This window comes from Nakamurella antarctica (assembly GCF_003860405.1).
In the GTDB taxonomy this organism is placed as follows: Bacteria; Actinomycetota; Actinomycetes; order Mycobacteriales; family Nakamurellaceae; genus Nakamurella; species Nakamurella antarctica.
The window spans coordinates 1,613,466-1,636,532 of record NZ_CP034170.1 but is presented as its reverse complement, the minus strand read 5'-3'; the positions used below and the strand labels follow the sequence as shown (position 1 = coordinate 1,636,532).

General features: G+C 60.6%; 23 protein-coding genes. 15 read left to right on the top strand and 8 right to left on the bottom strand.

All coding sequences use genetic code 11. The features are described 5' to 3' along the window. Positions 1-40: 40 nt before the first annotated feature. On the bottom strand, positions 41-2,293 hold the full coding sequence (glgX, locus tag EH165_RS07175; RefSeq protein WP_124798848.1) for a glycogen debranching protein GlgX: 2,253 nt from the start codon (positions 2,291-2,293) through the stop codon (positions 41-43). A gap of 200 nt (positions 2,294-2,493) precedes the next feature. On the opposite strand from glgX, the gene uvrC reads away from it, so the two are divergent. From uvrC to secG, 8 genes are all read left to right on the top strand, one after another. Continuing rightward, on the top strand, positions 2,494-4,560 hold the full coding sequence (gene uvrC / locus EH165_RS07170) for an excinuclease ABC subunit UvrC (RefSeq protein WP_124798846.1): 2,067 nt from the start codon (positions 2,494-2,496) through the stop codon (positions 4,558-4,560). Between the two features lie 2 nt (positions 4,561-4,562). Further along, entirely contained in the window at positions 4,563-5,474 is a 912-nt protein-coding gene (gene rapZ / locus EH165_RS07165) for an RNase adapter RapZ (RefSeq protein ID WP_164479286.1), read from the top strand. After that, on the top strand, positions 5,471-6,526 hold the full coding sequence (locus tag EH165_RS07160; protein WP_124798844.1) for a gluconeogenesis factor YvcK family protein: 1,056 nt from the start codon (positions 5,471-5,473) through the stop codon (positions 6,524-6,526). The genes rapZ and EH165_RS07160 overlap by 4 nt, the downstream gene beginning before the upstream one ends. 75 nt (positions 6,527-6,601) lie before the next feature. Then, positions 6,602-7,582: a DNA-binding protein WhiA gene (gene whiA, locus EH165_RS07155; protein ID WP_124798842.1), complete on the top strand. Its 981-nt coding sequence runs from the start codon at positions 6,602-6,604 to the stop codon at positions 7,580-7,582. Between the two features lie 173 nt (positions 7,583-7,755). Beyond that, positions 7,756-8,760, top strand: a complete 1,005-nt coding sequence (gap, locus tag EH165_RS07150; RefSeq protein ID WP_124798840.1) for a type I glyceraldehyde-3-phosphate dehydrogenase — start codon at positions 7,756-7,758, stop codon at positions 8,758-8,760. 129 nt (positions 8,761-8,889) lie between these two features. After that, positions 8,890-10,086, top strand: coding sequence for a phosphoglycerate kinase (locus EH165_RS07145; protein ID WP_124798838.1), 1,197 nt, complete (start codon positions 8,890-8,892; stop codon positions 10,084-10,086). 1 nt (position 10,087) lies between these two features. Further along, the gene (gene tpiA / locus EH165_RS07140; RefSeq protein WP_124798836.1) at positions 10,088-10,873 is read left to right on the top strand and encodes a triose-phosphate isomerase; all 786 of its coding nucleotides are present in this window, start codon (positions 10,088-10,090) and stop codon (positions 10,871-10,873) included. 106 nt (positions 10,874-10,979) lie between these two features. Next, the gene (secG, locus tag EH165_RS07135) at positions 10,980-11,240 is read left to right on the top strand and encodes a preprotein translocase subunit SecG (protein ID WP_124798834.1); all 261 of its coding nucleotides are present in this window, start codon (positions 10,980-10,982) and stop codon (positions 11,238-11,240) included. Between the two features lie 65 nt (positions 11,241-11,305). On the opposite strand, the gene EH165_RS07130 is transcribed toward secG, so the two are convergent. Beyond that, positions 11,306-11,845, bottom strand: a complete 540-nt coding sequence (locus EH165_RS07130; protein WP_124798832.1) for an amino-acid N-acetyltransferase — start codon at positions 11,843-11,845, stop codon at positions 11,306-11,308. A gap of 94 nt (positions 11,846-11,939) precedes the next feature. On the opposite strand from EH165_RS07130, the gene rimO reads away from it, so the two are divergent. The 4 genes from rimO (at position 11,940) to EH165_RS16490 (ending at position 15,167) form a co-directional block, all read left to right on the top strand. Continuing rightward, entirely contained in the window at positions 11,940-13,466 is a 1,527-nt protein-coding gene (rimO, locus tag EH165_RS07125) for a 30S ribosomal protein S12 methylthiotransferase RimO (protein ID WP_124798830.1), read from the top strand. Continuing rightward, a complete protein-coding gene (gene pgsA / locus EH165_RS07120; RefSeq protein ID WP_124798828.1) occupies positions 13,463-14,068 on the top strand; it encodes a CDP-diacylglycerol--glycerol-3-phosphate 3-phosphatidyltransferase in 606 nt (201 codons plus the stop codon). The genes rimO and pgsA overlap by 4 nt, the downstream gene beginning before the upstream one ends. Next, entirely contained in the window at positions 14,065-14,610 is a 546-nt protein-coding gene (locus EH165_RS07115; RefSeq protein ID WP_124798826.1) for a CinA family protein, read from the top strand. Before pgsA ends, EH165_RS07115 begins: the two co-directional genes overlap by 4 nt. A gap of 143 nt (positions 14,611-14,753) precedes the next feature. Next, complete coding sequence (locus EH165_RS16490; RefSeq protein WP_422392119.1) at positions 14,754-15,167, top strand: helix-turn-helix domain-containing protein; 414 nt, start codon at positions 14,754-14,756, stop codon at positions 15,165-15,167. A gap of 35 nt (positions 15,168-15,202) precedes the next feature. Here the strand turns inward: EH165_RS16490 and EH165_RS07105 are convergent, their stop codons facing one another. Both EH165_RS07105 and EH165_RS07100 read right to left on the bottom strand, forming a co-directional pair. Further along, on the bottom strand, positions 15,203-15,664 hold the full coding sequence (locus EH165_RS07105; RefSeq protein ID WP_124798822.1) for a dihydrofolate reductase: 462 nt from the start codon (positions 15,662-15,664) through the stop codon (positions 15,203-15,205). Continuing rightward, positions 15,661-16,455 carry a thymidylate synthase gene (locus tag EH165_RS07100; RefSeq protein WP_124798820.1) on the bottom strand — a complete coding sequence of 265 codons (795 nt, stop codon included), beginning with the start codon at positions 16,453-16,455 and terminating at the stop codon, positions 15,661-15,663. The genes EH165_RS07105 and EH165_RS07100 overlap by 4 nt, the downstream gene beginning before the upstream one ends. 75 nt (positions 16,456-16,530) lie before the next feature. Here EH165_RS07100 and EH165_RS07095 point away from each other — a divergent pair, with 75 nt between their 5' ends. Then, a complete protein-coding gene (locus EH165_RS07095) occupies positions 16,531-16,929 on the top strand; it encodes a pilus assembly protein CpaE (RefSeq protein WP_124798818.1) in 399 nt (132 codons plus the stop codon). On the opposite strand, the gene EH165_RS07090 is transcribed toward EH165_RS07095, so the two are convergent. The 4 genes from EH165_RS07090 to EH165_RS07075 all read right to left on the bottom strand — a co-directional run bounded on the left by EH165_RS07090 (position 16,909) and on the right by EH165_RS07075 (position 22,172). Then, positions 16,909-19,557 (bottom strand): ATP-dependent DNA ligase, encoded by a 2,649-nt coding sequence (locus EH165_RS07090; RefSeq protein WP_124798816.1) that lies wholly within the window; start codon positions 19,555-19,557, stop codon positions 16,909-16,911. The two genes, EH165_RS07095 and EH165_RS07090, sit on opposite strands and share 21 nt — an antisense overlap. A 147-nt stretch (positions 19,558-19,704) precedes the next feature. Continuing rightward, the gene (locus tag EH165_RS07085) at positions 19,705-20,376 is read right to left on the bottom strand and encodes an LON peptidase substrate-binding domain-containing protein (RefSeq protein WP_124798814.1); all 672 of its coding nucleotides are present in this window, start codon (positions 20,374-20,376) and stop codon (positions 19,705-19,707) included. A gap of 62 nt (positions 20,377-20,438) precedes the next feature. Beyond that, the gene (gene heR / locus EH165_RS07080) at positions 20,439-21,206 is read right to left on the bottom strand and encodes a heliorhodopsin HeR (protein WP_124798812.1); all 768 of its coding nucleotides are present in this window, start codon (positions 21,204-21,206) and stop codon (positions 20,439-20,441) included. Between the two features lie 126 nt (positions 21,207-21,332). After that, complete coding sequence (locus EH165_RS07075; RefSeq protein ID WP_124798810.1) at positions 21,333-22,172, bottom strand: dienelactone hydrolase family protein; 840 nt, start codon at positions 22,170-22,172, stop codon at positions 21,333-21,335. A 90-nt stretch (positions 22,173-22,262) separates the two neighbouring features. Between EH165_RS07075 and EH165_RS07070 the strand changes: the two genes are divergently transcribed. Beyond that, positions 22,263-22,646: a YccF domain-containing protein gene (locus tag EH165_RS07070; RefSeq protein ID WP_124798808.1), complete on the top strand. Its 384-nt coding sequence runs from the start codon at positions 22,263-22,265 to the stop codon at positions 22,644-22,646. A 126-nt stretch (positions 22,647-22,772) separates the two neighbouring features. After that, positions 22,773-23,063, top strand: coding sequence for a DUF4342 domain-containing protein (locus EH165_RS07065; RefSeq protein ID WP_124798806.1), 291 nt, complete (start codon positions 22,773-22,775; stop codon positions 23,061-23,063). The last annotated feature ends 4 nt before the right edge of the window (positions 23,064-23,067 follow it).

Below are 23,067 nucleotides of genomic sequence, written 5' to 3'. Positions count from 1 at the left end.
TGTGTATATGCCCGAAAAAACACTGCGTGCCGGACGCAGCTCACTCCTGTGACGCGACCGCATCCACTGCGGCGCGGCTGGATGCCGGACGTTGTGGCGCCGGCCGAGGGGCGGGTACCGCTCCGAAACTACCCAGATCCGCGACTTCTTGATCCTCGGCGGGCGTATCGAGCGCTCGAAGCACCATCACGGCCTTCCCCGGAACCGGTATCCGTGCACCGCTGGTGAATGGATCCGCATCGTGGAGAGCTCCGGCCGTATCTACGACCACCTGCCATAACGCGCTGAACTCCGCCCCCGGCACGGTGAAGTCCACCGTGTCGTCATGGGCGTTGAAAAACATCAAAAAATGCGCGTCCACAACGTGCTGCCCGCGGGAGTCCCGGCCATGGATGCCGTTGCCATTCAGAAAGACGCCGATCGAACGGCCGAAGCCCGATTCCCAATTTTCCGGCGTCATTTCTTCTGCAGTTGGTGTCAGCCAACAAATATCGGGCAAGGGTTCACCAACGCCACGCGCTACCGGGGTGCCACGGAAAAACCGTCGTCGGCGGAAGGTGGGGTGTGCCTTGCGCAAAGCGGCCACGGAGGCGGTGAAGCGAACCAGATCATGGTCGGCTTGGTCCCAATGCACCCAAGTCAGCTCCGAGTCCTGGCAGTACGCATTGTTATTACCCCGTTGAGTGCGCCCCATTTCATCCCCAGCGAGCACCATCGGGACGCCCTGCGAGAGCAACAGCGTGGTGATGAAGTTGCGTTGCTGGCGGCTGCGCAAGGCCACAATCTCCGGCTCCGACGACGGTCCCTCGACACCGCTATTCCACGAGCGGTTGTGCGATTCGCCGTCCTGGTTATTCTCGCCGTTGGCCTCATTGTGCTTCTCGTTGTAGGACACCAAGTCCGCAAGCGTGAAACCGTCATGCGCGGTCACGAAATTAATGGAGGCCATGGGCCGACGGCCGTTGTGCTCGTACAGGTCGGCCGACCCCGTCAGGCGAGAGGCAAACTCGCCAACGGCGGAGGACTCACCCCGCCACAAATCGCGGATTGTGTCTCGATATTTCCCATTCCACTCCGTCCATAACGGCGGAAAATTCCCCACCTGGTAGCCGCCCGGACCGACGTCCCAGGGCTCGGCGATCAGCTTGACCTGCGAAGTGATCGGATCCTGTTGAACCAGCTCGAAGAACGTAGAAAGTCGATCGACTTCGTAGAATTCTCGAGCAAGGGTAGCTGCGAGGTCGAAACGAAAGCCGTCCACATGCATTTCAGTGACCCAGTATCTGAGCGAGTCCATCAGCAGCTGTAACGAATGCGGCTGTCGGACATTGAGCGAGTTGCCGGTGCCCGTGTAGTCCATGTAGTACTGCTCATCGCCTTCGACAAGCCGGTAGTAGGCCGCGTTGTCGATACCCCGGAAAGACAGTGTCGGACCGAGATGGTTTCCCTCGGCCGTGTGGTTGTAGACGACGTCCAGGATCACCTCGATCCCCGCCGCATGCATAGCACGCACCATGCCTTTGAACTCTTGGACCTGCTGCCCGAGATCCCCGCCCGAGGCATAGGAATTATGGGGAGCAAAGAATCCAATGCTGTTATATCCCCAATAATTCGACAGTCCCTTGTCGAGAAGTGTGTTGTCCTGGACGAATTGATGTACCGGCATCAATTCCAGCGCCGTAACTCCGAGCTTTTGGAGGTGTTCTATGACGGCTGGATGGGCGAGCCCTGCATAACTGCCACGCTGTGACTCGGGGACCGCGGGATGCAATTTGGTCAGACCTTTAACATGCGCCTCGTAAATCACACTCTGGTGGTACGGCGTCTTCGGAGCTCGGTCACCGGCCCAGTCGAAAAACGGGTTAATCACCACACCGAGGAACATGTGCGAGGCCGAATCAGCATCGTTGAAAGATCCAGGATCGCCCATGTTGTACGAATACAACGCGGGGTCCCAATCGATCGAGCCGGTCACGGCCTTCGCATACGGATCGAGCAGCAACTTGTGTGGGTTGCACCGATGGCCTGCCGCAGGGTCGTAGGGTCCGTACACCCGAAAGCCGTACCGCTGGCCCGGCTGAATTTGCGGCAGGTAGGCGTGCCACACGTAGCCGTCCTTCTCGTACATCAGTAGGGCCGTTTCGGCCCCTTTATCGTCAAACAGGCAGAGCTCGACCTTGTCCGCGATTTCGGTGAAGAGGGCAAAGTTTGTACCAGTACCGTCGAAGGTGGCACCCAGGGGGTAGGCCGACCCGGGCCATATTTCGACGGGGGCAGTTCGCGTATCGGTCATCGGTGTGTGTTCTCTTCCCAGCACAGTCTTTTCGCAGCGTTGCCTGCATTTTTTCCTACAACCGACAGTGAGCTGCACGTCGCTCCAGATCGCGTCGAGCAACTACCGGTGGACCTTCACCTTAGTGAACCGCGCTCCCTGCTGGGGTACGCGAGTTGCGCGCGGAACCGACCGTCGGTGCACTGATCTACCCTTGCCATGTGGCAGATCCAGCGACTTACCGACCGGCACCCGGCACTATCCCGGAGGCCCCCGGGGTGTACCGATTTCGTGACTCGGAGGGTCGGGTAATCTATGTCGGCAAGGCAAAGAGCCTCCGACAGCGGCTTAATTCTTATTTCGCCGATATCAGTGGCCTGCACCCACGAACAGCACAGATGGTCACCACCGCCTGCGCTGTTCAATGGACGGTGGTCAACACCGAAGTCGAGGCGCTGCAGCTGGAATACAACTGGATCAAAGAATTCGATCCACGGTTCAACGTCAAGTTCAAGGACGACAAGTCCTATCCCGAGCTCGCGGTCACGCTGGGGGAGGAATACCCGCGGTTACAGGTGATGCGCGGCGAACATAAGAAGGGCGTGCGGTATTTCGGTCCTTACGCGCACGCCTGGGCTATCCGGGAAACGCTCGATCTGCTTCTACGGGTATTTCCGGCACGCACGTGTTCCAACGGGGTGTTTCGTCGATCCGAGCAGATTGGGCGGCCATGTCTCCTCGGGTACATCGACAAATGCTCTGCGCCGTGTGTTGGTCGGGTGAGCGCTGAAGAACATCGCGAGATCGTTAATCAGTTCTGCGACTTTATGGCTGGCCGCGCTGACCCTCTGCTTCGACAACTCGACAAACGGATGCAGACAGCGTCTGCAGACCTTGATTTCGAACGTGCGGCCCGGCTTCGCGACGACATCGGCGCGCTGCGCCGCGCGATGGAGAAACAGACTGTTGTGCTGGGCGACGGCACGGATGCGGACCTCGTCGGGATCTATGGCGATGAGCTGCAAGCTTCCGTACAAATTTTTCACGTCCGCGGAGGTCGAGTACGCGGTGAACGCGGCTGGATCGTTGATCTCGACTCGGGCGCAGATTTGGCCTCCCAGGTGCAGGACTTTCTCCTACAGTTTTACGGCGGCCGCGCCGACGATGACGGCGGCACCGCCGTCCCGCGTGAAATTTTGGTGCCCGCGCTGCCGACCGACCACGAAGAGATGAGCCAGTGGCTCAGCGGGCTGCGGGGCTCGAGGGTGTCACTGCGGATAGCCCAGCGCGGCGACAAGCGACATTTGGCGGAGACTGCTGCGCTAAATGCCCAGCAGGCCCTTGGTAGATACCGCCTCAAGCGCGCTAGCGACCTCACATCGCGCTCGGCTGCACTCACAGAACTGGCCGATGCCCTCGGCATGGACGCAAGTCCGCTGCGGATTGAATGCGTGGACATCTCCCACGTCCAGGGCACCAACGTGGTCGCGTCCCTGGTGGTCTTCGAAGACGGGATAGCCAAGAAGTCTGACTATCGGCGATTCGCAATAAGGGAAGCGCCCGGAGACGACGTTGCCTCCATCGCTGAGGTGGTGCGGCGCAGATTTAGCAGGGGCGCAGGCGAACAACTTCCCAAGGATGTCGAGCAGTCGGGAGAGGTCGCTTCTGACGGCGAGTCCCGCCCGGGTATTGACCCCTTGACCGGACGAGTCCGTCGATTTGCCTACCCGCCGCAACTCTTGGTCGTCGACGGCGGGCAGCCGCAAGTCAACGCAGCCTCTGCGGTTTTGACCGACCTCGGGATCGCTGACATTACTGTGGTGGGTTTGGCCAAGCGACTTGAAGAGGTATGGCTGCCAGGAGACGACGACCCGATCATCCTGCCGAGAACAAGTGAGGCCCTGTATCTGATGCAACGCCTGCGGGACGAAGCTCACAGGTTTGCCATCACCTTCCACCGTGCCAAACGTTCCAAAGCGATGACGGCGTCCGCCCTTGACACCATCGCCGGGCTGGGACCCTCTCGGCGGACAGCCTTGATCAAGCAATTTGGGTCTGTGGCCAAAGTACGAGCCGCTACGGCTGAGCAAATCAGTGAAATTCCTGGAATCGGCCTTTCAACTGCCCAGGCAATCGTGATCGCGCTGGGCGGCGATTCTGGTTCTAGCGCCTCAGGCTCGGACCCGGGTGCACCGGCCGTCACATCCGCGAAGCGCTCGCCTACGCTGGGGCTTCCCGAAGAAACTCCCGTCGCGGTAATGGCGGCTGCCCAGGAGATACACCAATGACGATGTCGGAATCACCGCACCAGGGCGCTAGCCCGGCCGCCCCGGCGAAAGGCGCTACCGGAATCGAAGTTGCCATCGTTTCGGGTTTGTCCGGAGCTGGCCGTTCGACCGCGGCAAAATGCCTGGAGGACCTGGGCTGGTTCGTTGTAGACAACCTGCCACCGGAACTGATCGCCACCATGATGGAGCTTGGCGCGAAGGCCAGCGGATCGGTAACGCGGATAGCGATTGTGCTCGATGTGCGTTCTCGGGCGTTCACTCGCGATCTTGCTTCAGTGATCCGTGACCTTGACGCTCGCGGATACAGGCCTCGACTGTTGTTCTTGGAAGCCTCGGATGCGGTGCTGATCAGGCGGTACGAAGCCAATAGGCGTGAGCATCCGCTTCAGGGCGGCGGTCGCCTCGTCGATGGCCTCACCTCCGAACGCTCACTTCTAGGCCCGCTTCGAGATGCAGCAGAGCTCGTTATTGATACCTCCGACCTCTCGGTGCATCAGCTGCGTTCCACCATTGAGCAGGCCTTCATGGGAGCGCCGGTGAAGACGACGCTGACGCTACTTTCGTTCGGATACAAATACGGGCTTCCGTTGGATGCTGACCTTGTCATCGACATGCGATTTTTGCCCAACCCTTTTTGGATCCCCGAACTGCGTGAACAGACAGGCCTAGACCCCGAAGTCTCCGAGTACGTGCTCTCCCAGGAGGGAGCGGGTGAGTTCTTGACCCGCTACGTCGAACTGTTCAATCTGGTATCCGGTGGCTACCTGCGCGAAGGAAAAAAGTACCTGACTCTGGCCATCGGTTGTACCGGCGGCAAACATCGGAGTGTGGCAACGGCGCAGGAGCTCGCGGCTCGGCTTGGGACAGAAGATATGGCCGTGACGGTGGTGCACCGCGACTTGGGCCGCGAATGAGTGCCTCGATACCTGAGGCGAATGCAGATAACCAGTCTGCGTCCTTCGAATCACCCGCACCAGCCACCCCGCTGGCGCCCGCCGCCGAACCGCGACGCCGCCCGAGAGTGGTGGCACTCGGTGGCGGCCACGGCTTGTGGGCTATTTTGCGGGCGTTGATCACGATGGACGTAGACATCACAGCTGTCGTGACTGTCGCCGATGACGGCGGCTCCTCGGGCCGCCTCAGACGCGAACTCCCACACATGTTGCCGCCTGGGGATCTTCGCATGGCGCTGGGCGCTCTGACGCCTGACTCTGAACACGGGCGTCTGTGGGGCTCCACATTCCAGCATCGGTTCGGTGGCCAAGGTGCGCTCGCGGGACACCCGGTGGGTAACCTGCTGCTGGCAGGTCTGTCCCAAGTAACCGAAGACCCCGTCAAAGCGTTGGATGCCGCGGGCGAGCTGCTGGGAACCCTGGGAAGGGTGCTCCCCATGGCGTGCGCGCCGTTGGACATCGTCGCCGATGTCACGGGGCTGGATGAGGATCCGGCGGCTGTTCGGCATATCCGCGGACAGGTTGCAGTCGCAACCACCCCAGGCTGCGTACAGCGGATCTACCTCGAACCATCGGGCACTCCCGCGTGCCCGGAGGCCATCGCGGCCATCATGAATGCAGACCTCATCACCCTCGGCCCCGGTTCGTGGATGACAAGCGTGCTTCCGCATTTACTGCTACCCGATTTGGAGAAGGCTCTCTCCGCGACCGCTGCGCACCGTATGGTGATCCTGAACATCGAACCCCAAGCGGGGGAGACCGACGGGTTTTCGCCCGAACAGCATCTTGAGGTTCTAGCCCGGTATGCCCCCGGGTTTCACATCAACACGGTTTTAGCCGACACTGGTGCAGTTGTATTACCGCTTCGTCTAGCGTCGGCGGTTGCTCGCTTGGAAGCGCAGCTGTTGCTCACATCGGTAGCGGATCCAGCAGGTGCACCGCGACACGATTCGCTGGCTCTGGCCCGCGCCATCGCCCCGGTGGTGGCGCAGGCAGTGGTGCCGCGACGATAGTGCGAACGGCAAGACTCAGCGGGGCAGAGAAGTACATCAGCGTGCGATGCAGAGATAGAACAAGGGGATCGATACATGGCGATGACGGCCGATGTGAAGGACGAACTGAGCCGGGTGGTCGTCGCAAAGGTTTCGGCACGGAAGGCGGAAGTCTCGACTATTCTGCGTTTTGCCGGGGGGTTGCATATCGTCGCTGGCCGCGTGGTAGTCGAGGCAGAGATTGATACCGGAGCGGTTGCTCGCCGCGTGCGGAAAGAAATCGCCGAACTCTACGGCCACCAAGTTGAAGTTCAGATGCTCGCAGCATCCGGTCTCCGCAAAGGGACCCGCTACATCATCCGCGTTGTTGCCGGCGGGGATGCGCTGGCTCGTCAGACCGGTTTGCTCGATCTTCGCGGTCGGCCTGTGCGCGGACTGCCACCGCAAATCGTTGCTGGTTCAGTAGCAGATTCGGAAGCCGCGTGGCGTGGAGCATTCTTGGCCCACGGGTCCCTCACCGAGCCAGGCCGGTCAGCATCGCTGGAGGTAACCTGCCCCGGGCCGGAGGCGGCGTTAGCACTGGTGGGAGCGGCTCGTCGCATGGGGATTGCGACCAAAGCCCGGGAGGTCCGCGGAGCTGATCGCGTGGTGGTCCGTGACGGAGATGCGATTGCGGCGATGTTGACGCGGCTGGGCGCACACTCGTCCGTGTTGGTTTGGGAGGACCGCCGGCTTCGGCGCGAGGTGCGAGCCACTGCCAATCGCTTGGCCAATTTTGATGACGCGAATCTGCGCCGGTCCGCGCGAGCCGCAGTTGCCGCATCAGCTCGCGTAGAGCGAGCACTGTTCATTTTGGGTGAAGATGCGCCCGACCACCTCGCTGAAGCTGGGCGGCTGCGCATTGAACACGGGCAGGCCTCCCTGGAGGAACTGGGGCAATTGGCGAATCCACCGATGACCAAGGATGCCATCGCGGGCCGAATCCGCCGTTTGCTCACCATGGCGGATAAGCGCGCTCAGGACGACGGAATCCCGGACACCGAGTCGGCGGTAACGCCGGACATGCTCGACAACTAAAGAACTGCCCTACCTGGTGAAACAGGGTGCTAGTTTCCGAATTCGACGGGGTGCGTAGAATTGGCGTTACCAGCCGGTTTCAGACACTGTGTTTCTTGATCGATTCCGATAGTCTGGTAGTGGGATAACGAACGGGCCTCACGTGGGTCCGTCAAACTGAAGGGCGGATTGGCGTGACTGTGCGCATTGGTATCAACGGATTCGGTCGTATTGGCCGCAACCTATGGCGAGCAATTGACTCCCTCGATCATGACATCGAAGTGGTGGCGGTTAACGACCTCACCGACAATAAGACGCTCGCACACCTTCTGAAGTACGACACCATCCTGGGCCGTCTCGCTCACGATGTGAGCTTCACCGAAGACGAGATCATCGTTGGCGGCAAGAGCATCAAGGCACTTTCCGAGCGCGACCCCGCCAAGCTCCCGTGGGGCGAATTGGGAGTGGATATCGTCATCGAGTCGACCGGCCACTTCACCAAGGCCGAAGGTGCCCGCAAGCACCTCGAGGGTGGAGCCAAGAAGGTCATCATCTCCGCTCCCGCCACCGGCGAGGACCTCACGGTCGTCATGGGCGTCAACGAGGAGAAGTACGACGGCAGCCAGACCATCCTGTCCAACGCCTCGTGCACCACCAACTGCGTTGCTCCCATGGCGAAGGTCCTGCACGAAAACTTCGGCATCGTCAAGGGTCTGATGACCACGATCCACGCCTACACCAACGATCAGGTCATCCTGGACTTCCCGCACTCCGACCTTCGTCGCGCCCGCGCCGCAGCTCAGAACATCATTCCGACCTCCACGGGCGCAGCCAAGGCCACCGCCCTGGTGCTCCCGGAGTTGGCCGGCAAATTGCACGGCTACGCGCTGCGAGTGCCGGTTGTCGACGGCTCCGCCACCGACCTCACGGTCGAACTCGCTCGCGAAGTCACCGTGGATGAGGTTAATGCCGCATTCAAGGCAGCAGCAGATGGCCCGCTCAAGGGCTACATCAGCTACTCCACCGACCCGATCGTGTCTTCCGACATCGTCGGCTCACCGGCCTCGGTAACCTTCGATGCACCTTTGACTCTGGTGCTTGGCGGCAACATGATCAAGGTCGTCGGCTGGTACGACAACGAGTGGGGATACTCCAACCGCCTCGCAGATTTCACCGCATTGGTCGCCAGCAAACTCTAACGCTCGCTGGTACTTGCTGAAAGGGCCTGCCACGACCGATATCGGTGGTGGCAGGCCCGTTGTGTCTTACGACTACCGCCCACTAGGGGCCTTGATCACATTCCAGACTGAGCAGGAGCGCAGTTACCCGTGCATACCCTTGATGACCTCTTAGCCACCGACTTGGCAGGCCGTACCGTTTTGGTGCGCGCCGACCTTAATGTCCCGCTGGACGGTGCCACCATCACCGACGATGGGCGTATCCGCGCATCGTTGCCCACCTTGCGGGCGTTGACCGCGGCGGGTGCCCGTGTGGTTGTTACCGCACACCTGGGCCGCCCCAGTGGCGTACCCGAAGCCAAATACAGTTTGGCTCCCGTTCGTGCCCGGTTGAGCGAACTGCTCGGCGCGGAAGTAACCTTTGCCACCGACCTCACGGGCAGTTCGGCGAAGTCAGCCGTTGCTGGCTTGCAAAACGGGCACGTCGCACTGCTGGAGAACGTTCGGTTTGATCCGCGCGAAACGTCGAAAGACCAGGCTGAGCGCGAAGAATTAGCCGCTGAACTCGCAGGCTTGGTCGGCGATGAGGCCGCATTCGTGTCAGACGGGTTCGGTGTCGTTCACCGGAAACAGGCATCGGTCTACGACGTGGCCAAGTTGCTACCCAATTACGGCGGGTATCTCGTCTCGGCGGAGACCAAGGTTCTGCGCACTCTCACAACCGACCCGGAACGCCCCTACGTCGTTGTCCTTGGTGGCTCCAAAGTTTCCGACAAGCTGGGTGTGATTAAAGCGCTGCTGCCAAAGGTTGATCGCATCCTGATCGGTGGCGGCATGGCGTATACCTTCCTGGCTGCGCAAGGTCACGGTGTCGGCGACTCGTTGCTGCAGGCCGACCAGATCGATACCGTGAAGGCGTTGCTGGAGGGCTACCCGGGCAAAATCGTGTTGCCGACAGACTTCGTCATTGCTGATGCCTTCGCAGCGGATGCCAACACCAAGATCGTCGCTGCCTCGGAGATTCCCGACGGCTGGCAGGGTCTCGATATTGGCCCCGACACTCGCGCTGCTTTTGCGGCGATTCTCACCGAAGCCAAGACAGTGTTCTGGAATGGGCCCGTGGGCGTATTCGAGATGGCACCGTTCTCGGCCGGAACCACAGCGGTGGCTAACGCCATCGCCGCATCGGACGCGTTCTCCGTCGTCGGCGGTGGCGACTCGGCAGCAGCCGTGCGCACTCTCGGCGTCGACGAGGCTGGTTTTTCCCACATTTCCACCGGAGGGGGTGCTTCCTTGGAGTTCCTCGAGGGCAGCGAACTCCCCGGCATCAACGTATTGGAGTCCTGAGATGGCAGTACGCAAGCTCTTGGTCGCTGGCAACTGGAAGATGAACCTCAACCACCTGGAGGGCATCGCATTGGTCCAGAAAATCGCATTCACGTTGCCAGACAAGTACTTCGATAAGGTCGAGGTGGCGGTGCTGCCCCCCTTCACCGACCTTCGCTCGGTTCAGACTTTGGTCGACGGCGACAAGCTCAAGCTCGTGTACGGCGCGCAAGACGTCTCCCCGCACGAATCCGGTGCCTATACCGGCGATATTTCTGGTTCGATGCTGGCGAAACTCGGATGCACCTACGTGGCTATCGGCCACTCGGAGCGACGGGACAACCATTACGAGGCAGACGCCGTCGTCAACTCGAAAGTCAAAGCCGCCTATCGACACGGCCTCACGCCGATTCTGTGTGTGGGTGAAGGCCTGGAAGTACGCGAAGCCGGTAACCAGATCGAACATTCGGTCAGCCAGTTGCTCGGCGCGCTTGAAGACGTGACTGCAGAGCAGGCCGCATCCATCGTTCTCGCCTACGAGCCCATCTGGGCCATCGGCACCGGCCGGGTGGCAACTCCGGCGGACGCTCAAGAAGTGTGCGGCGCACTTCGGGCTGCGCTCGCTACGAAATATTCGGCAGAGCTTGCCGAGGGTGTCCGAGTTCTCTATGGGGGAAGCGTCAAGGCGGCGAACGTAGCGGAAATTGTCGCCCAAGCTGACGTCGACGGCGCACTCGTGGGAGGCGCAAGCCTGGATGCGACCGAATTCGCCACCTTGTGCGCCAACACGGTGGGCATCCTGGCTTAGGGGCCTATCGGAGTCTCTGCCACTTTGCAGGTATGCTCTCCAAGGTTGTAGAAACACCGCGAAATTCCAGGTCGGCTCCACGCTGTCCGCATACACAAGGTAGGCAATGAACATCCTCACAGTCATTCTCGACGTAGTGCTGCTGCTTTCCAGCTTGGCGCTGATCCTGCTGGTGCTGTTGCACCGGGGTAAGGGCGGCGGGTTGTCGACCATGTTCGGTGGCGGAGTTCAGTCGTCCTTGTCCGGGTCCAGCGTGGTGGAAAAGAACCTCGACCGTCTCACGCTTTTCGTAGCGTTGGTCTGGGTTATCGCCATCATCGGGGTCGGGTTAATCCTGAAGGTCGATTCCACCATCCGACCCACCTGAGTGTCTCCGACAAGGGGCGGCCACCGACCTTTCGGTGGCCGCCCCTTTCTGTATCTACCGACGTCTCAGGTCAGATACTTGAGCATCCGGGTGTTTCCGAGCGTGTTGGGTTTGACGTACGGAAGGTCAAGGAACTCGGCCACCCCGGCATCGTAGGACCGCCTCAACTCCACGAGTGCCTCCGGTCTCAGGTCCAGCTCCTTGATGGGCGCAAACCCCAAGCCTGCGAAGAAGGACACTTCGAAGGTGAGACAGAACAGCCGCTCCAGCCCCATCTCGCGGGCGTGTGTGATGATGCCAGAGCACACGGCGCGTCCAATGCCGTGGCTTCGCAGCGCCGGATCCGTTGCCACGGTTCGAATCTCAGCCAGGTCCTCCCACAGCACGTGCAGTGCGCCGCAGCCAACCACGTCGCCGTCGAGCTCGGCGACCCAGAACTCCGTGACGTCTTCATAGAGGTTGGCGAGGGTTTTTTCGAGAAGGATGGGACCTGCGTAGGCATCGACTAGTTGCTTGATGCGTCGTACGTCTGCCGGTCTGGCCCGGCGGACCTGTGGCCCCTGGGCCTCGCCCGACCGGGATGCTGCGGATGTTTCAACTCTCACGCGCTGTGAGAGTAGTGCACGCGCGCGAAGGGAGCGAAACGCGCGGTGGCGCGAACGGGAATCAGGTCTGCCCCAGGCGACTACTCTGTAAGGTGTGTCTGCCTCGCCGCGTGTTTCGCTCCTGACCCTGGGCTGCGCCCGAAACGAAGTTGACTCCTCAGAAATTGCTGGTCGCCTGGCACTGGGTGGGTACGAGCTCGTCGAGGATGATGGTCCAGCTGACGTGGTCGTGGTCAATACGTGCGCCTTCGTTGCCAGCGCAAAAAAGGACTCCATCGATACCTTGCTGGCAGCCGCAGACACCGGCGCCAAGGTGGTTGCGGTCGGCTGCCTGGCCGAGCGCTACGGAGCGGAGTTGGCGGCTGCGCTGCCCGAGGCCGATGCGGTACTGGGCTTCGATTCCTACCCTGAGCTAGCAGGCCTGCTGGGGGATGTTATCGACGGCCACCGACCAGCCGCACACACACCGGTTGACCGGCGCACACTCCTTCCCATTTCGCCCGTGTCACGGCCCAGCGCTGCCCAGGGCATCTCAGTGCCCGGCCATTCCACCACCAGCCATTCCACCACCAGCCATTCCCACACCGACGACGGAACTGGCGCCTTCCCGCAGACTGGCCCGACGCTGGTGCGCAAGTTGCTGCACAAGGGCCCAGTCGCGCCGCTCAAGATCGCCTCTGGTTGCGACCGGCGGTGCACATTCTGTGCAATCCCGTCCTTCCGCGGCTCCTTCGTTTCTCGCTCCGCAGACGAGATCGTCGCCGAGGCCGTCTGGCTTGCCGGCCAGGGAGTGCGTGAAATTGTCCTCGTGAGTGAAAACTCCACGTCGTACGGTAAGGACTTGCCAGGGGATGGACAGCTCGAATCTGTTCTCATGCGCCTTGCTGCAGTTCCTGGGATTACCCGAGTCCGCCTGTCCTACCTTCAACCGGCGGAGACCAAAGCGTCTTTGGTGCAGACCATCGCGCACACCCCGGGCGTCGCGGACTATTACGACATGTCCTTCCAGCACGCCTCCGAACCCGTCCTTCGGCGAATGCGCCGATTCGGCAACCGGGAGTCCTTCCTCGGGCTAGTCGAGCAGATTCGGGCAGCAGCCCCCGAAGCGGGAATTCGCTCCAATGTGATCGTGGGCTTTCCCGGTGAGACGGAAGCCGATCTGGCCGAACTGGAAGCGTTCCTGATCGGTGCACGGATGGACGCGGTAGGGGTTTTTGGCTACTCCGACGAGGACGGCACAGCAGCGGAAAATCTGCCGGATCATCTCGAGGAGGACGTGGTCGCCGCTCGAGTTGAGCGGATCACAGCGTTAGTCGACGAGTTGGTCACCCAACGCGCAGAGGACCGTATCGGTACCGAAGTCATCGTCCTGGTCGATGGTGACGGCGGTATTGGCGATTACTCCGACGGGCTGCACTCCGATGCCAGCGGCGCCACCATCGTCGGCCGCGCAGCGCATCAGGCACCCGAGGTTGACGGAATCACCACCCTCACGGGCGCTCTCGGCGTCGAGCTCGGCGATCTGGTCCGCGCTATTGTCACCGGCTCAGAAGGTATCGACCTGAAAGCGAGGGTGATCGAAGTCCTACCGCGTCCTGATGGGGCGGGTGCCCGCGGATGATCCCGGATCGGCCGGTTCCGCTCGTCAACCTGCCCAATATCCTGACCGTTTCCAGGATCTTGCTGGTTCCAATCGGTCTGATCTTTCTGTTTCAGGGTGACGGGCACGAGCCGTGGTGGCGAGTCGCGGCCTGGACCATCTTTGCGATCGCCGCCATCACTGACCGCTACGACGGTCACATCGCTCGTAAGCGCGGTTTGATCACAAACTTCGGCAAAATAGCTGACCCGATTGCTGACAAAGCACTGACGGGTGCGGCACTGGTAAGCCTGTCGATCCTGGGTGACATTTATTGGTGGGTAACCATTGTCATCCTCTCCAGGGAAATTGGAATCACGCTGCTTCGACTCGCCCTGCTGCGCTACGAGGTGATTGCGGCAAGCGCCGGCGGCAAGCTCAAAACCTTTGTTCAAATCTGCGCCATCGGTCTGTACGTCCTTCCATTTCCCGGTTTCCTGGAATGGTTCAGATTCGGATTTATGGCCCTTGCGCTGCTGCTCACTGTCGGTACGGGCCTGGATTACATCGTCAAGGCGGTAAAGATTGTCGCCTCCGGTCGCAAGCGGGCAACGAACAAGACAAACTCCACCGAATCAGCATGAACACGCTGTCTACGTACGTGGGACTTGAGGACCACAAGGTGGCAGAGCTGCTCCGTGCGCTGGCGTCGAAGTCGCTCACGGTATCGGTCGCAGAGTCGCTCACCGGCGGATTGATGCTTGCGGTCCTGACAGAGATCCCAGGCGCCAGCGCCGTGATCCGCGGCGGCCTGGTCGTCTACGCCACCGATCTCAAACATCAACTGGCCGGTGTCGATAGCCACTTGCTTGACCGCGTGGGCGCCGTTGATGCCGACGTCGCGCTGGCTCTGGCTGCAGGGACACGCCGGCGGTGCCAATCCTCGATCGGCATTGGCTTGACCGGAGTTGCGGGACCTGATCCTCAGGATGGGAAAGCAGTCGGGACGGTCTTCGTGGCGCTATCGATGGCAGCCGACTGCGATGGGAGTGTGCAACCGCGCGAAGGTCATTACTCCCGCGTTCTGGAGTTGGCCGCCGACGGGACTCGTGCGGACATTCGCGCTGCAGCCGTGCGGTCGGCGATCCAGCTGCTCGCCGGCCTCACCCAGAGCCAGCCGGCCTGAGGTTGTCCGCATCAGGGAACAGAAACCGGTCAGTTCTACGTTGACCTGATAGCGGCGTTGAAGCGCGGCTGTCGGCGCCAGCGAGTACGGTGACAGGACGGCAAGAAAAAAGTGGTTGTGAGCTGTCTGATTGGGAGGTTGATGTGCTGCTAAGAGATGCGCTGGGCGAAACATTGCGTGATGCTCGGACACGGCAAAATCGCACCTTGCGGGATGTTTCTCATGCGGCCAATGTCTCGCTGGGATACCTTTCCGAGGTGGAACGCGGTCGCAAGGAAGCCTCAAGCGAGTTGCTAGCGTCTATCTGTGCCGCTCTCGAGGTTCAATTACACGATGTGTTGAACACTGTGTCTGCTGCTCTGAGCAACGACCAAGCACATGCTGAGCTGCTTCGTAGTCAACCGGTGGCAGATCATCGCAACGGCTCGCTTCAGCCTGCGGGTGGCAGCAACAAAAACAACGTCAAGAACGGCAGCAAAAATAGTAACGACGCTGTTCTGCGGATTGTTGTGCCGTACGGCAAGACTCGAGGCGGGAAAGAAGTAGCGCTCGCATAGTAGGGACTGGTCGCCGCTGCGGTGGATTCCGGCCGCTAAATTCGACCGTAGGACACAAATGAGTATCCGTCGCCCTCTTGACGACTCAGTTCAGTCCACTGCGCCGGATCGATATGAGGGAAATATGTGTCGCCCTCGACTATCTGAGCGATGTGGGTGATCTCGAGTCGGTCAGCTGTGGGCATCAACTGTGCATACAGATCGCCGCCGCCGGCCACCATCAGCTCATCTCCAGCCGCGAGGTCCAACGCCTCTTGAATGGACCGGACGGTAGTGACGCCAGGTGCGCTCCACTGTTCTTGCCTGGTCACTACCACTGTGGTTCGACCGGGTAGCGCTCGGCCGATGGAGTCGTAGGTTCGCCGGCCCATCAAGAGTGTCTTCCCGATGGTGAGCTCCTTAAAATGTTTCAGATCAGCCGGGATCCGCCAGGGTAAGTCGTTATCTCGGCCGATCACGCCGTTGCTCGACACCGCTGCGATCAAGGTGATGCTCATACGGCGATCGGCGCTTTGATCGCTGGGTCCGGGTCGTATCCGACCACCGTAAAGTCCTCGTATTCGTAAGCGTCCAAACTCGTGACGCCGTCCGCGATCTCGAGGAGCGGTAGTCGTCTTGGCGTCCGGGTGAGTTGCAACTTCGCCTGCTCAATGTGATTGGAGTACAAATGCGCGTCCCCCAGGGTGTGGACGAACTCACCGACGTCCAAGCCCGTCTGCTTCGCCACCATCATGGTGAGAAGCGCGTAGGAGGCGATGTTGAAGGGGACCCCCAGAAACACGTCGGCTGAACGCTGATAAAGCTGACATGAAAGTTTGCCGTCGGCGACATAGAACTGAAACAGCGTGTGGCAGGGCGGCAGAGCCATCTCAGATACTTCCGCCACATTCCAGGCCGAGACGATGTGGCGCCGCGAATCCGGGTTGGTGCGGATTGACTCGAGAACGGCGGCGATTTGGTCGATGCTGCCGCCATCCGGAGTTGGCCAGGACCTCCATTGGTGACCATAGACCGGCCCGAGCTCACCTTCAGCGTCCGCCCACTCATCCCAGATCGAGACGCCGCGCTCCTGCAGCCACTTGACATTGGTGCCGCCTCGCAAAAACCACAACAGCTCGATGATGACCGAACGCAGGTGAACCTTTTTTGTCGTGAGAAGTGGAAATCCCTCTGCCAGATCAAATCTCATCTGATAGCCGAACAGGGACCTAGTCCCTGTTCCGGTGCGGTCTGTTTTCACGGTGCCCTCGAGCAGGATCTTTTCCATCAGGGCCATGTACTGCTGCATGCATAGCAGCGTAGTGGAGCGCTCGACCGTGCCGCCCACCGCGCACAGTGGGAGAGTTCGGTAATACTGGACGGGGTGATCACTATTGAAGTAGCAAGAAGCCTGAACGAAGGCGGCGTTAAGTGGGAACCCGCCATCGGCGACTGGTTCGTCGTCGCAGATCGCGATATGGACTCTGATTTTTTCGTGTTGAGCAATATGACAGCCGAAATTCACCAGTTCCCGAGCGCCACGGTGATCGGCTTCAATGGCACGACCGAGTGGGCTCTGGATTCGGTGGAGGCCGAACAGGCACTGTGGCTGCCGCGGGAAGCGCAGCTTCGCGAAATGTTGGGCGGCGCGTTACAGTCCTTGGAAAAAACTGACCAGGGGTGGGTCGTCAACTTGCTTGTCAACGAAAAGCCTTGGCATGTCAGCGATCCGGATGCGGAACAGGCCTACGCGCTCGCTCTGTTATTCCTCGTTGCGGGCTAGCGCGTTCGCAGTGGCGGGTCCCGTCCTCGGTGGAAAGTCCGGGTTCTTCACGTCACCGGGAGACTTATCCGGGCGCAAGCCGCGCCACCTTGCCTGCCGCAGCATGTTGCTACTTGTGTATTCAGCGTAGGCCACTTCGGCGACAAGCTGAGGCTCCACCCAGTGGGTGTCCTGGGTGTGAGATGGCGCCGCTGAGATATCCACCGGCGGAGATTCCCGGTGCAACATGCCCAGCTGCGCCCGCAGCGAGGTGAGGGCCGCATCGCTGAAGCCAGTGCCCACCTTGCCGACGTAACGAAGCTCGTTAGCCAAGCCGTCACCGTCCTTCGGCACCGCTAGCAGGAGGGAACCAATTCCGCCCGCCCGGCGTCCCTGCCCCTCCTGCCATCCGATAATCAGCACTTCGGCTTGGAGTTCGTGCTTGACCTTGCGCCAGGCTCGTGAGCGAGCTCCGGGGGAGTAATGGGAGTCCGTCCGTTTGGCGATGATGCCCTCCCAACCGTCGGCCTTGGTGCGGGTCAAGATCTCTTCAAGCGTTCCGGTGAGATGGCCCGGCACGGAGCAATTCTCGCCCATGATTGACAGTGCATCAAGAAGGCGGCGACGGTCAGTGTATTTCTTCCCGACCAACGACACGCCATCCAACTCCAGCACGTCAAAGATCAGATAGTGGACGGTGATAGTGGCTGCCGCTGCTGCAATATCGCTGGCCTTTCGTAGCCCCATTCGTTGTTGCAGCAGGCCAAAGTCGGTGCGGCCAGCATTATCGAAGGTGACAATTTCACCATCCAGCACCACCCGATGTCCGTGGACGAGAGTAGCGAGCTCTGCCAATTCGGGGAAGGTGGCACTGTTGTCCTTGCCGGTGCGACTGCGCAGTGTCACGGTGTCATTGTCGATGAAGGCCAAGGCGCGCATGCCATCCCATTTGCCTTCGTACACCCAGGCGCTCCCGTCCACAACCTCCTCAGCACGGCCAGCGGTAGCCAGCATCGGCCGGAGATCGTGGTCTACCTCACCAGCAGAAGCTGCGAGTGGCGGACGGCCCCCTGGGCTATTTCGCTCGTAGGGGAGACTTCGCTCGTGGGGGCGTTTAGCCAGTTCCGCAGGCGCCAAGTGTTGGCTGGACTCCTTGAGTCTGTGCAGCAGCCACTGCCGACCCGACGTGCGAATCAGGACATACCTGCCTTGAACCCGAGATCCCATCAGCTCGAACATCACCTCGTCATCTCGCCACTTGAGGGTTTCGTAGGTGCCGGAATCCCATATCGTCATCACCCCGCCGCCGTACTCCTTCGCGGGGATGGTGCCCTCGAACCTCGCGTATTCCAGCGGATGATCTTCGGTCTGAACTGCGAGCCGGTTACCGGTCGGTTGCACCGGAATTCCTTTGGGCACTGCCCACGACACGAGAACACCAGCCCGTTCCAGCCGCAAATCCCAATGCAGGCTGCTGGCGTGGTGTTCTTGAATGACGAAGGTGTTGCCAGGCCCCTGCTTGACGCCCCCCTTCGTGCCGACAGTGACCATGGGGACGGGTTCCGGCGTTTTGGTTGCGTCGCGTTTCGCGCGATATTCCGTCAGTAGGTCTGCCGCAGCTGATGTTTCCGCTGGGGCCGCTTCCGCTGCGGCTGCTTCCGGTGCGGCTGCCTTCGCTGCGGCTGCCCTAGCTGCCGCTGGCTGGGACCGCAAAGCGCGGCGCGTTGATCCCGGCGGGGGATCGAGAAGCGTTGCCAGTGGATCAATTCCGGCGGCTACTCGTTCCATGACCTCGCGAAAATCTAATTGCGCCAGGCCTGGTTCGGACAACTCTTCCCACGTGCGCGGCGCGGCAACGGTGGGTTGCTCGCGGCCGCGGAGCGAATACGGGGCGATGGTCGTTTTAGCAGCATTATTTTGCGACCAATCGAAGAGAACCCTGTCGGTTCTAATCGCTTTCGACATAGTCGAAACTACGAGATCTGGGAGCGCCTTCTCCATTTGCTCGGCGACCTGTAATGCCCACGCGCTGGCCTGGGTTGACGTGATCGCCTCGTCCATCGGCACGTAGAGGTGTAGCCCTTTACTACCGCTGGTAACCGGAACCATCCGTTCTCCCAAGGCGCCCAGCCGTTCTCGAACCAGTAACGCCACCTGCACACATTCGGGCAGACCCGCCCCCGGTCCGGGGTCGAGGTCAAACACCACCCGATCGGGATAGCGTTCTGCGGTTCTTCCTTGTTCGGTCAGGGCTTTGGCTACCGGGGCGTGGGCGTATCCGCTTCTCCACTGCGGCACATGGATTTCGAGCGCCCCGACCTGGGCCAGCCAGGTGAGCCCGGCGACCGAATCAATGAGGGGGTAGGTCAAAACCCTCGAGCTGTGTTCGATGTCGACCCTGTCAAGCCACCCGGGTGCGCCCCTTTCCAGATTTTTCGTGAAGAAGGGGTCTGTCCCCACACCATTCGGCCAGCGCTTGCGTGTCACCGGCCTACCGATCAGGTGCGGAAGCATCACGGAAGCAACAGCAGCTACATAATCGATGACATCCGATTTTGTGGTGCCCGCCTTGGGGTAGAGGACTTTGGAGAGATGGGTGAGCCTCATCGGATGGCCACCATCCATCTCTCGCACGTCGTCCGCCGCCATCGCGCTCCTTCCACCGTCTGCGGCCCGTTGCATCTGCTAGGCACCCAGTTCCCCAGGGGCGAAACAGTGGCTCAACGGCCCGCTAGAGGGCTCCCTGATGGCTTGCGCGACGAGCCCTGTCATCCTTCTTGCCCTGAAAGATACGGATCAGTTGGTGCTGTAGGGCTCTGACGACAACTCCACCCCGGGACGGGTCGACAACTGATCAAACATTGCGGACTCGCGGCGCAGCAGCTGCAGCTCAAGGCGCAAACGTTGTTCGGCATCGGCGCAGGCCAGCAGTTCTTGTTTTTCTACCAGGTCCAGAATCATCGCACTCGCCACCAAATAGGAAAGCCGAGTTGCATCTGTGGGCAGGGACGAACCCTCGGCCATTTCGAGGCCCTGCGCGGCGAGTAGCGAGTCCCGATAATTCACGAAGCGGCGGGACACGGGCCCCACCAGCGCAGCCGCGCCCGGCGAGAATGAATCCGCGAGGTACTCGACTTCGCCGCGCACGAGAGCATCGGAGGTGTCTGTGGAGACAAGCTTGAAACGGGTGGCACCTACCGCAAGTATTTCCAGGCCCCCGTCGGCATAGGCCTCGACATGTTGAATCCTTGCGGTGCAACCGATCTCATGCAGGGCATCAATGCCGTTGATCCCCACTTCGCGCCCCGCCTTGATTGCCACCACGCCGAATTGACGAGACTCTGCCGGTTGCTCCATCAGCTCGCGAACCATATTCCGATATCGCGGTTCGAAAATGTTGAGCGGCAGCGCGACTCCTGGAAACAAGGCGGTGCCCAGGGGAAAGAGTGGAAGTGAAGTGGCAGGCATATCGCCATGCTACGGAAGCCGGAGCAGCCCCCGTAAGTAGCCAGAGATGAGCCCGTGACCACTCAGCCCGTTCCAGCAAGCGAGCCGCCGAAGATCTGCCAGGCCAACGCTGTCTTCGCTACGAGACTCAAGACCAGGTAGACCTTTTCGCCGTAGGCGTAGTTGGACCATTTGCCGATCTCGCGGTACTGCAACCACTGGTTGAGCGCGAAGCTCATGAAGAATATGAACAACGAACCAGCGATGCCCAGTACGAATCCCGGCACTGCGGCTGCTCCAATGAGATTGACGAAGATCGCCACCCACGGGGCGAAGCCAGCGATGCAGCCGAACCAGAACGGCATCATCGTGGTGCGGCTGCGCCCGGGCGGGTTCATGATCTCCTGCAGCCAACCGAACAGGATCATCGCGACGTTTGCGCCGATAATCAGGATAATTTCGCTGATCCCCGTCAGTCCGTTGTACGAGCCGATGAGAAGGATCATCAGTGTGGAACTAACGGAGTATTCGATCCATCGGAATCTATTGAGGCCCGCTCGCAGATCAGTCTCGTAGCGGGTGCGTAAAACGGTGGAGGTCAGCAGGTGATCGAGGGCTGCCAGTGCCAAGAAGAGAGCAATGACCGGAGCTACCGGAACATCGAAGAGCGCCTCGGGTGCTGGGACCACACTGCCGGGCGGGCCCGCGGGAAACGATGACGTGATGGTGATCGCAAACTCTTTTGCCAGGATAAGGATCCCGACCGCTTGCAAGCCGTGCAGGATCGTGAGCCCCAGGTTCCAGCGGCGTAAGCGAGACAGGCTCGATTCGTTAACTCCAGTGGCTTGCATGGGCGTCCTCTCAGTGGCGCTTCATTTAATTCCCAGAACGTCCCGCTAATTGGCAGGCCCCCGGGTTACCGTGCGTGAGCCGGTTCTGACGTAAATTTAGCAAAAGCAAACCCGAGAATTTCGCATTTACTGCCTCGCGGCGCCAGTAACGTTTTCGCGCAAAAAGCTCACCACTCGTTCGCGAGCCGAAAACGCTTCGTTGGCGGGCTCTTCGCGGACTTCGCGGGTAATGACGCAGTGCGCAGACGAGGAGAACCCGCCGCTGTTGCCCTTCGAAGAGTCGAGTTCAATTACTTCGAAGCGATCGCCAAGACGGGCTTTGAGCGTCACAAAGCGTTCTGCAGGCGCTGCCTTGTCTTCGGAAAAGCGCAATCCAAGGAGGCATACCTCGCCGCTCGCTGTCCGCCGTGCCAAGGCGTCGAATTCTTCCGGCGACATCCCAGGGTCGCGTTTTCTCGCTGCCCCCAACGGGAATGGCACCGAGGGCTGGCTCGCGACGGCCGCGACCACCGCGTCGTCCACTGCTGTCGCTAAGGAAAAACCTCCGCTGAAGCACATTCCCACGACTCCCACCCCAGCGCCCGGCGTACGCGCATTGAGGTCGGAGGCTAATGCGCGCAGGTATGCCGTCACAGGACGCTGGGCATTGGTCGCGAAAGCGCGAAACTCTTTGGAGATGCACAGCTTGGGGATCGTGGAAGCCATATAGGCCGCCGAGACCGCACGGCCCGGCTGCCCAAAGAGCGACGGAATGACGACGGAGAATCCGTTGTCCACCAAATGCTGCGCCATACCCATTACCTCTGGTGCCATGCCTGGAATTTCAGGGATCAACACCACACCCGGTCCGCCTCCGACAGGCGCTTTCTCGAAACAATCATGGGTGATACCCGCTGCGGTGAAACTCTTTTGGGTCCAACCCGCGAGGTCAGCAGTCGGAGCGGTGGTGGGCGTGGTTGACGTCATGTGGCATCCTGTCGGGCGAGTGCGGGGGCGACTGGTCGCTGACCCTACGCTGCCCAGCTCATTCGCCGAACACCTCTAGGCTCACTCACTATGCGCCTTATTCTGAATCTCATCTGGCTGGTCTTCGGCGGTTTCTTCATGTTCTTGGGCTACCTGCTAGCGGGAGTCGTCATGTGCGTCTTCGTGGTGACAATTCCCTTTGGTATTGCTGCGTTTCGCATTGGTTTCTTCGCGTTGTGGCCTTTTGGTCGGACTGTGGTTTCCAGACCCGGGGGAGCCACGGGTGGCGCTGCATCGACGATTGGCAACGTGATGTGGTTCCTACTCGCCGGCATCTGGTTAGCAATCGGCCACCTCATCAGCGGGGTCCTCATGTGTGTCACCGTTATTGGAATCCCCCTGGGGCTAGCCAACTTCAAGCTCATCCCAGTGTCTTTAGCCCCCCTGGGGAAAGAAATTGTCAGCGCTCACTGACGCTGAATTTTTGCGTTGACCGGCTCCCAAGTTTCTCGCCGATGGTCCCCAGTTTCAGGGACTTTCGCCCCGGTCGGGCGCCGAAAGATCGGCGCATGCTGAGGATTCCACGCGAAGGGAAACGTCATGAGCACTGTTAAAGATGATCACGTTCACCAGTCGGCTGCTGCCGCTGAACCTCAAGAATCTCTGAAATTGACCGGCCAAGCATTGGGCGACAAGGTCAAGGAACTCTTGCACGAGGGCAACGTTCGTCGCATCGTGGTCAAAGACGAGGACGGCCACACCGTGATGGAAATCCCGGTGACGGCGGGAGTAGTTGCCGCAGTGGGCCTTCCCATCATCACCGCAGTGGGGGCACTTGCGGCGCTCGCCAATGATTGGAAGATCGAGGTGCACCGTAAAGACCCGAGCTGATTCC

Coding starts and splice junctions, on each gene's coding strand:
- pgsA (WP_124798828.1), top strand. CDS start 13,463: ATGATCCCGGATCGGCCGGTTCCGCTCGTCAACCTGCCCAATATCCTG.
- EH165_RS07100 (WP_124798820.1), bottom strand. CDS start 16,455: ATGCAGCAGTACATGGCCCTGATGGAAAAGATCCTGCTCGAGGGCACC.
- heR (WP_124798812.1), bottom strand. CDS start 21,206: ATGCAAGCCACTGGAGTTAACGAATCGAGCCTGTCTCGCTTACGCCGC.
- EH165_RS07085 (WP_124798814.1), bottom strand. CDS start 20,376: ATGCCTGCCACTTCACTTCCACTCTTTCCCCTGGGCACCGCCTTGTTT.
- EH165_RS07075 (WP_124798810.1), bottom strand. CDS start 22,172: ATGACGTCAACCACGCCCACCACCGCTCCGACTGCTGACCTCGCGGGT.
- EH165_RS07065 (WP_124798806.1), top strand. CDS start 22,773: ATGAGCACTGTTAAAGATGATCACGTTCACCAGTCGGCTGCTGCCGCT.
- tpiA (WP_124798836.1), top strand. CDS start 10,088: ATGGCAGTACGCAAGCTCTTGGTCGCTGGCAACTGGAAGATGAACCTC.
- glgX (WP_124798848.1), bottom strand. CDS start 2,293: ATGACCGATACGCGAACTGCCCCCGTCGAAATATGGCCCGGGTCGGCC.
- EH165_RS07090 (WP_124798816.1), bottom strand. CDS start 19,557: ATGGCGGCGGACGACGTGCGAGAGATGGATGGTGGCCATCCGATGAGG.
- rapZ (WP_164479286.1), top strand. CDS start 4,563: ATGTCGGAATCACCGCACCAGGGCGCTAGCCCGGCCGCCCCGGCGAAA.
- EH165_RS07105 (WP_124798822.1), bottom strand. CDS start 15,664: ATGAGCATCACCTTGATCGCAGCGGTGTCGAGCAACGGCGTGATCGGC.
- EH165_RS07115 (WP_124798826.1), top strand. CDS start 14,065: ATGAACACGCTGTCTACGTACGTGGGACTTGAGGACCACAAGGTGGCA.
- whiA (WP_124798842.1), top strand. CDS start 6,602: ATGGCGATGACGGCCGATGTGAAGGACGAACTGAGCCGGGTGGTCGTC.
- EH165_RS07070 (WP_124798808.1), top strand. CDS start 22,263: ATGCGCCTTATTCTGAATCTCATCTGGCTGGTCTTCGGCGGTTTCTTC.
- EH165_RS07160 (WP_124798844.1), top strand. CDS start 5,471: ATGAGTGCCTCGATACCTGAGGCGAATGCAGATAACCAGTCTGCGTCC.
- secG (WP_124798834.1), top strand. CDS start 10,980: ATGAACATCCTCACAGTCATTCTCGACGTAGTGCTGCTGCTTTCCAGC.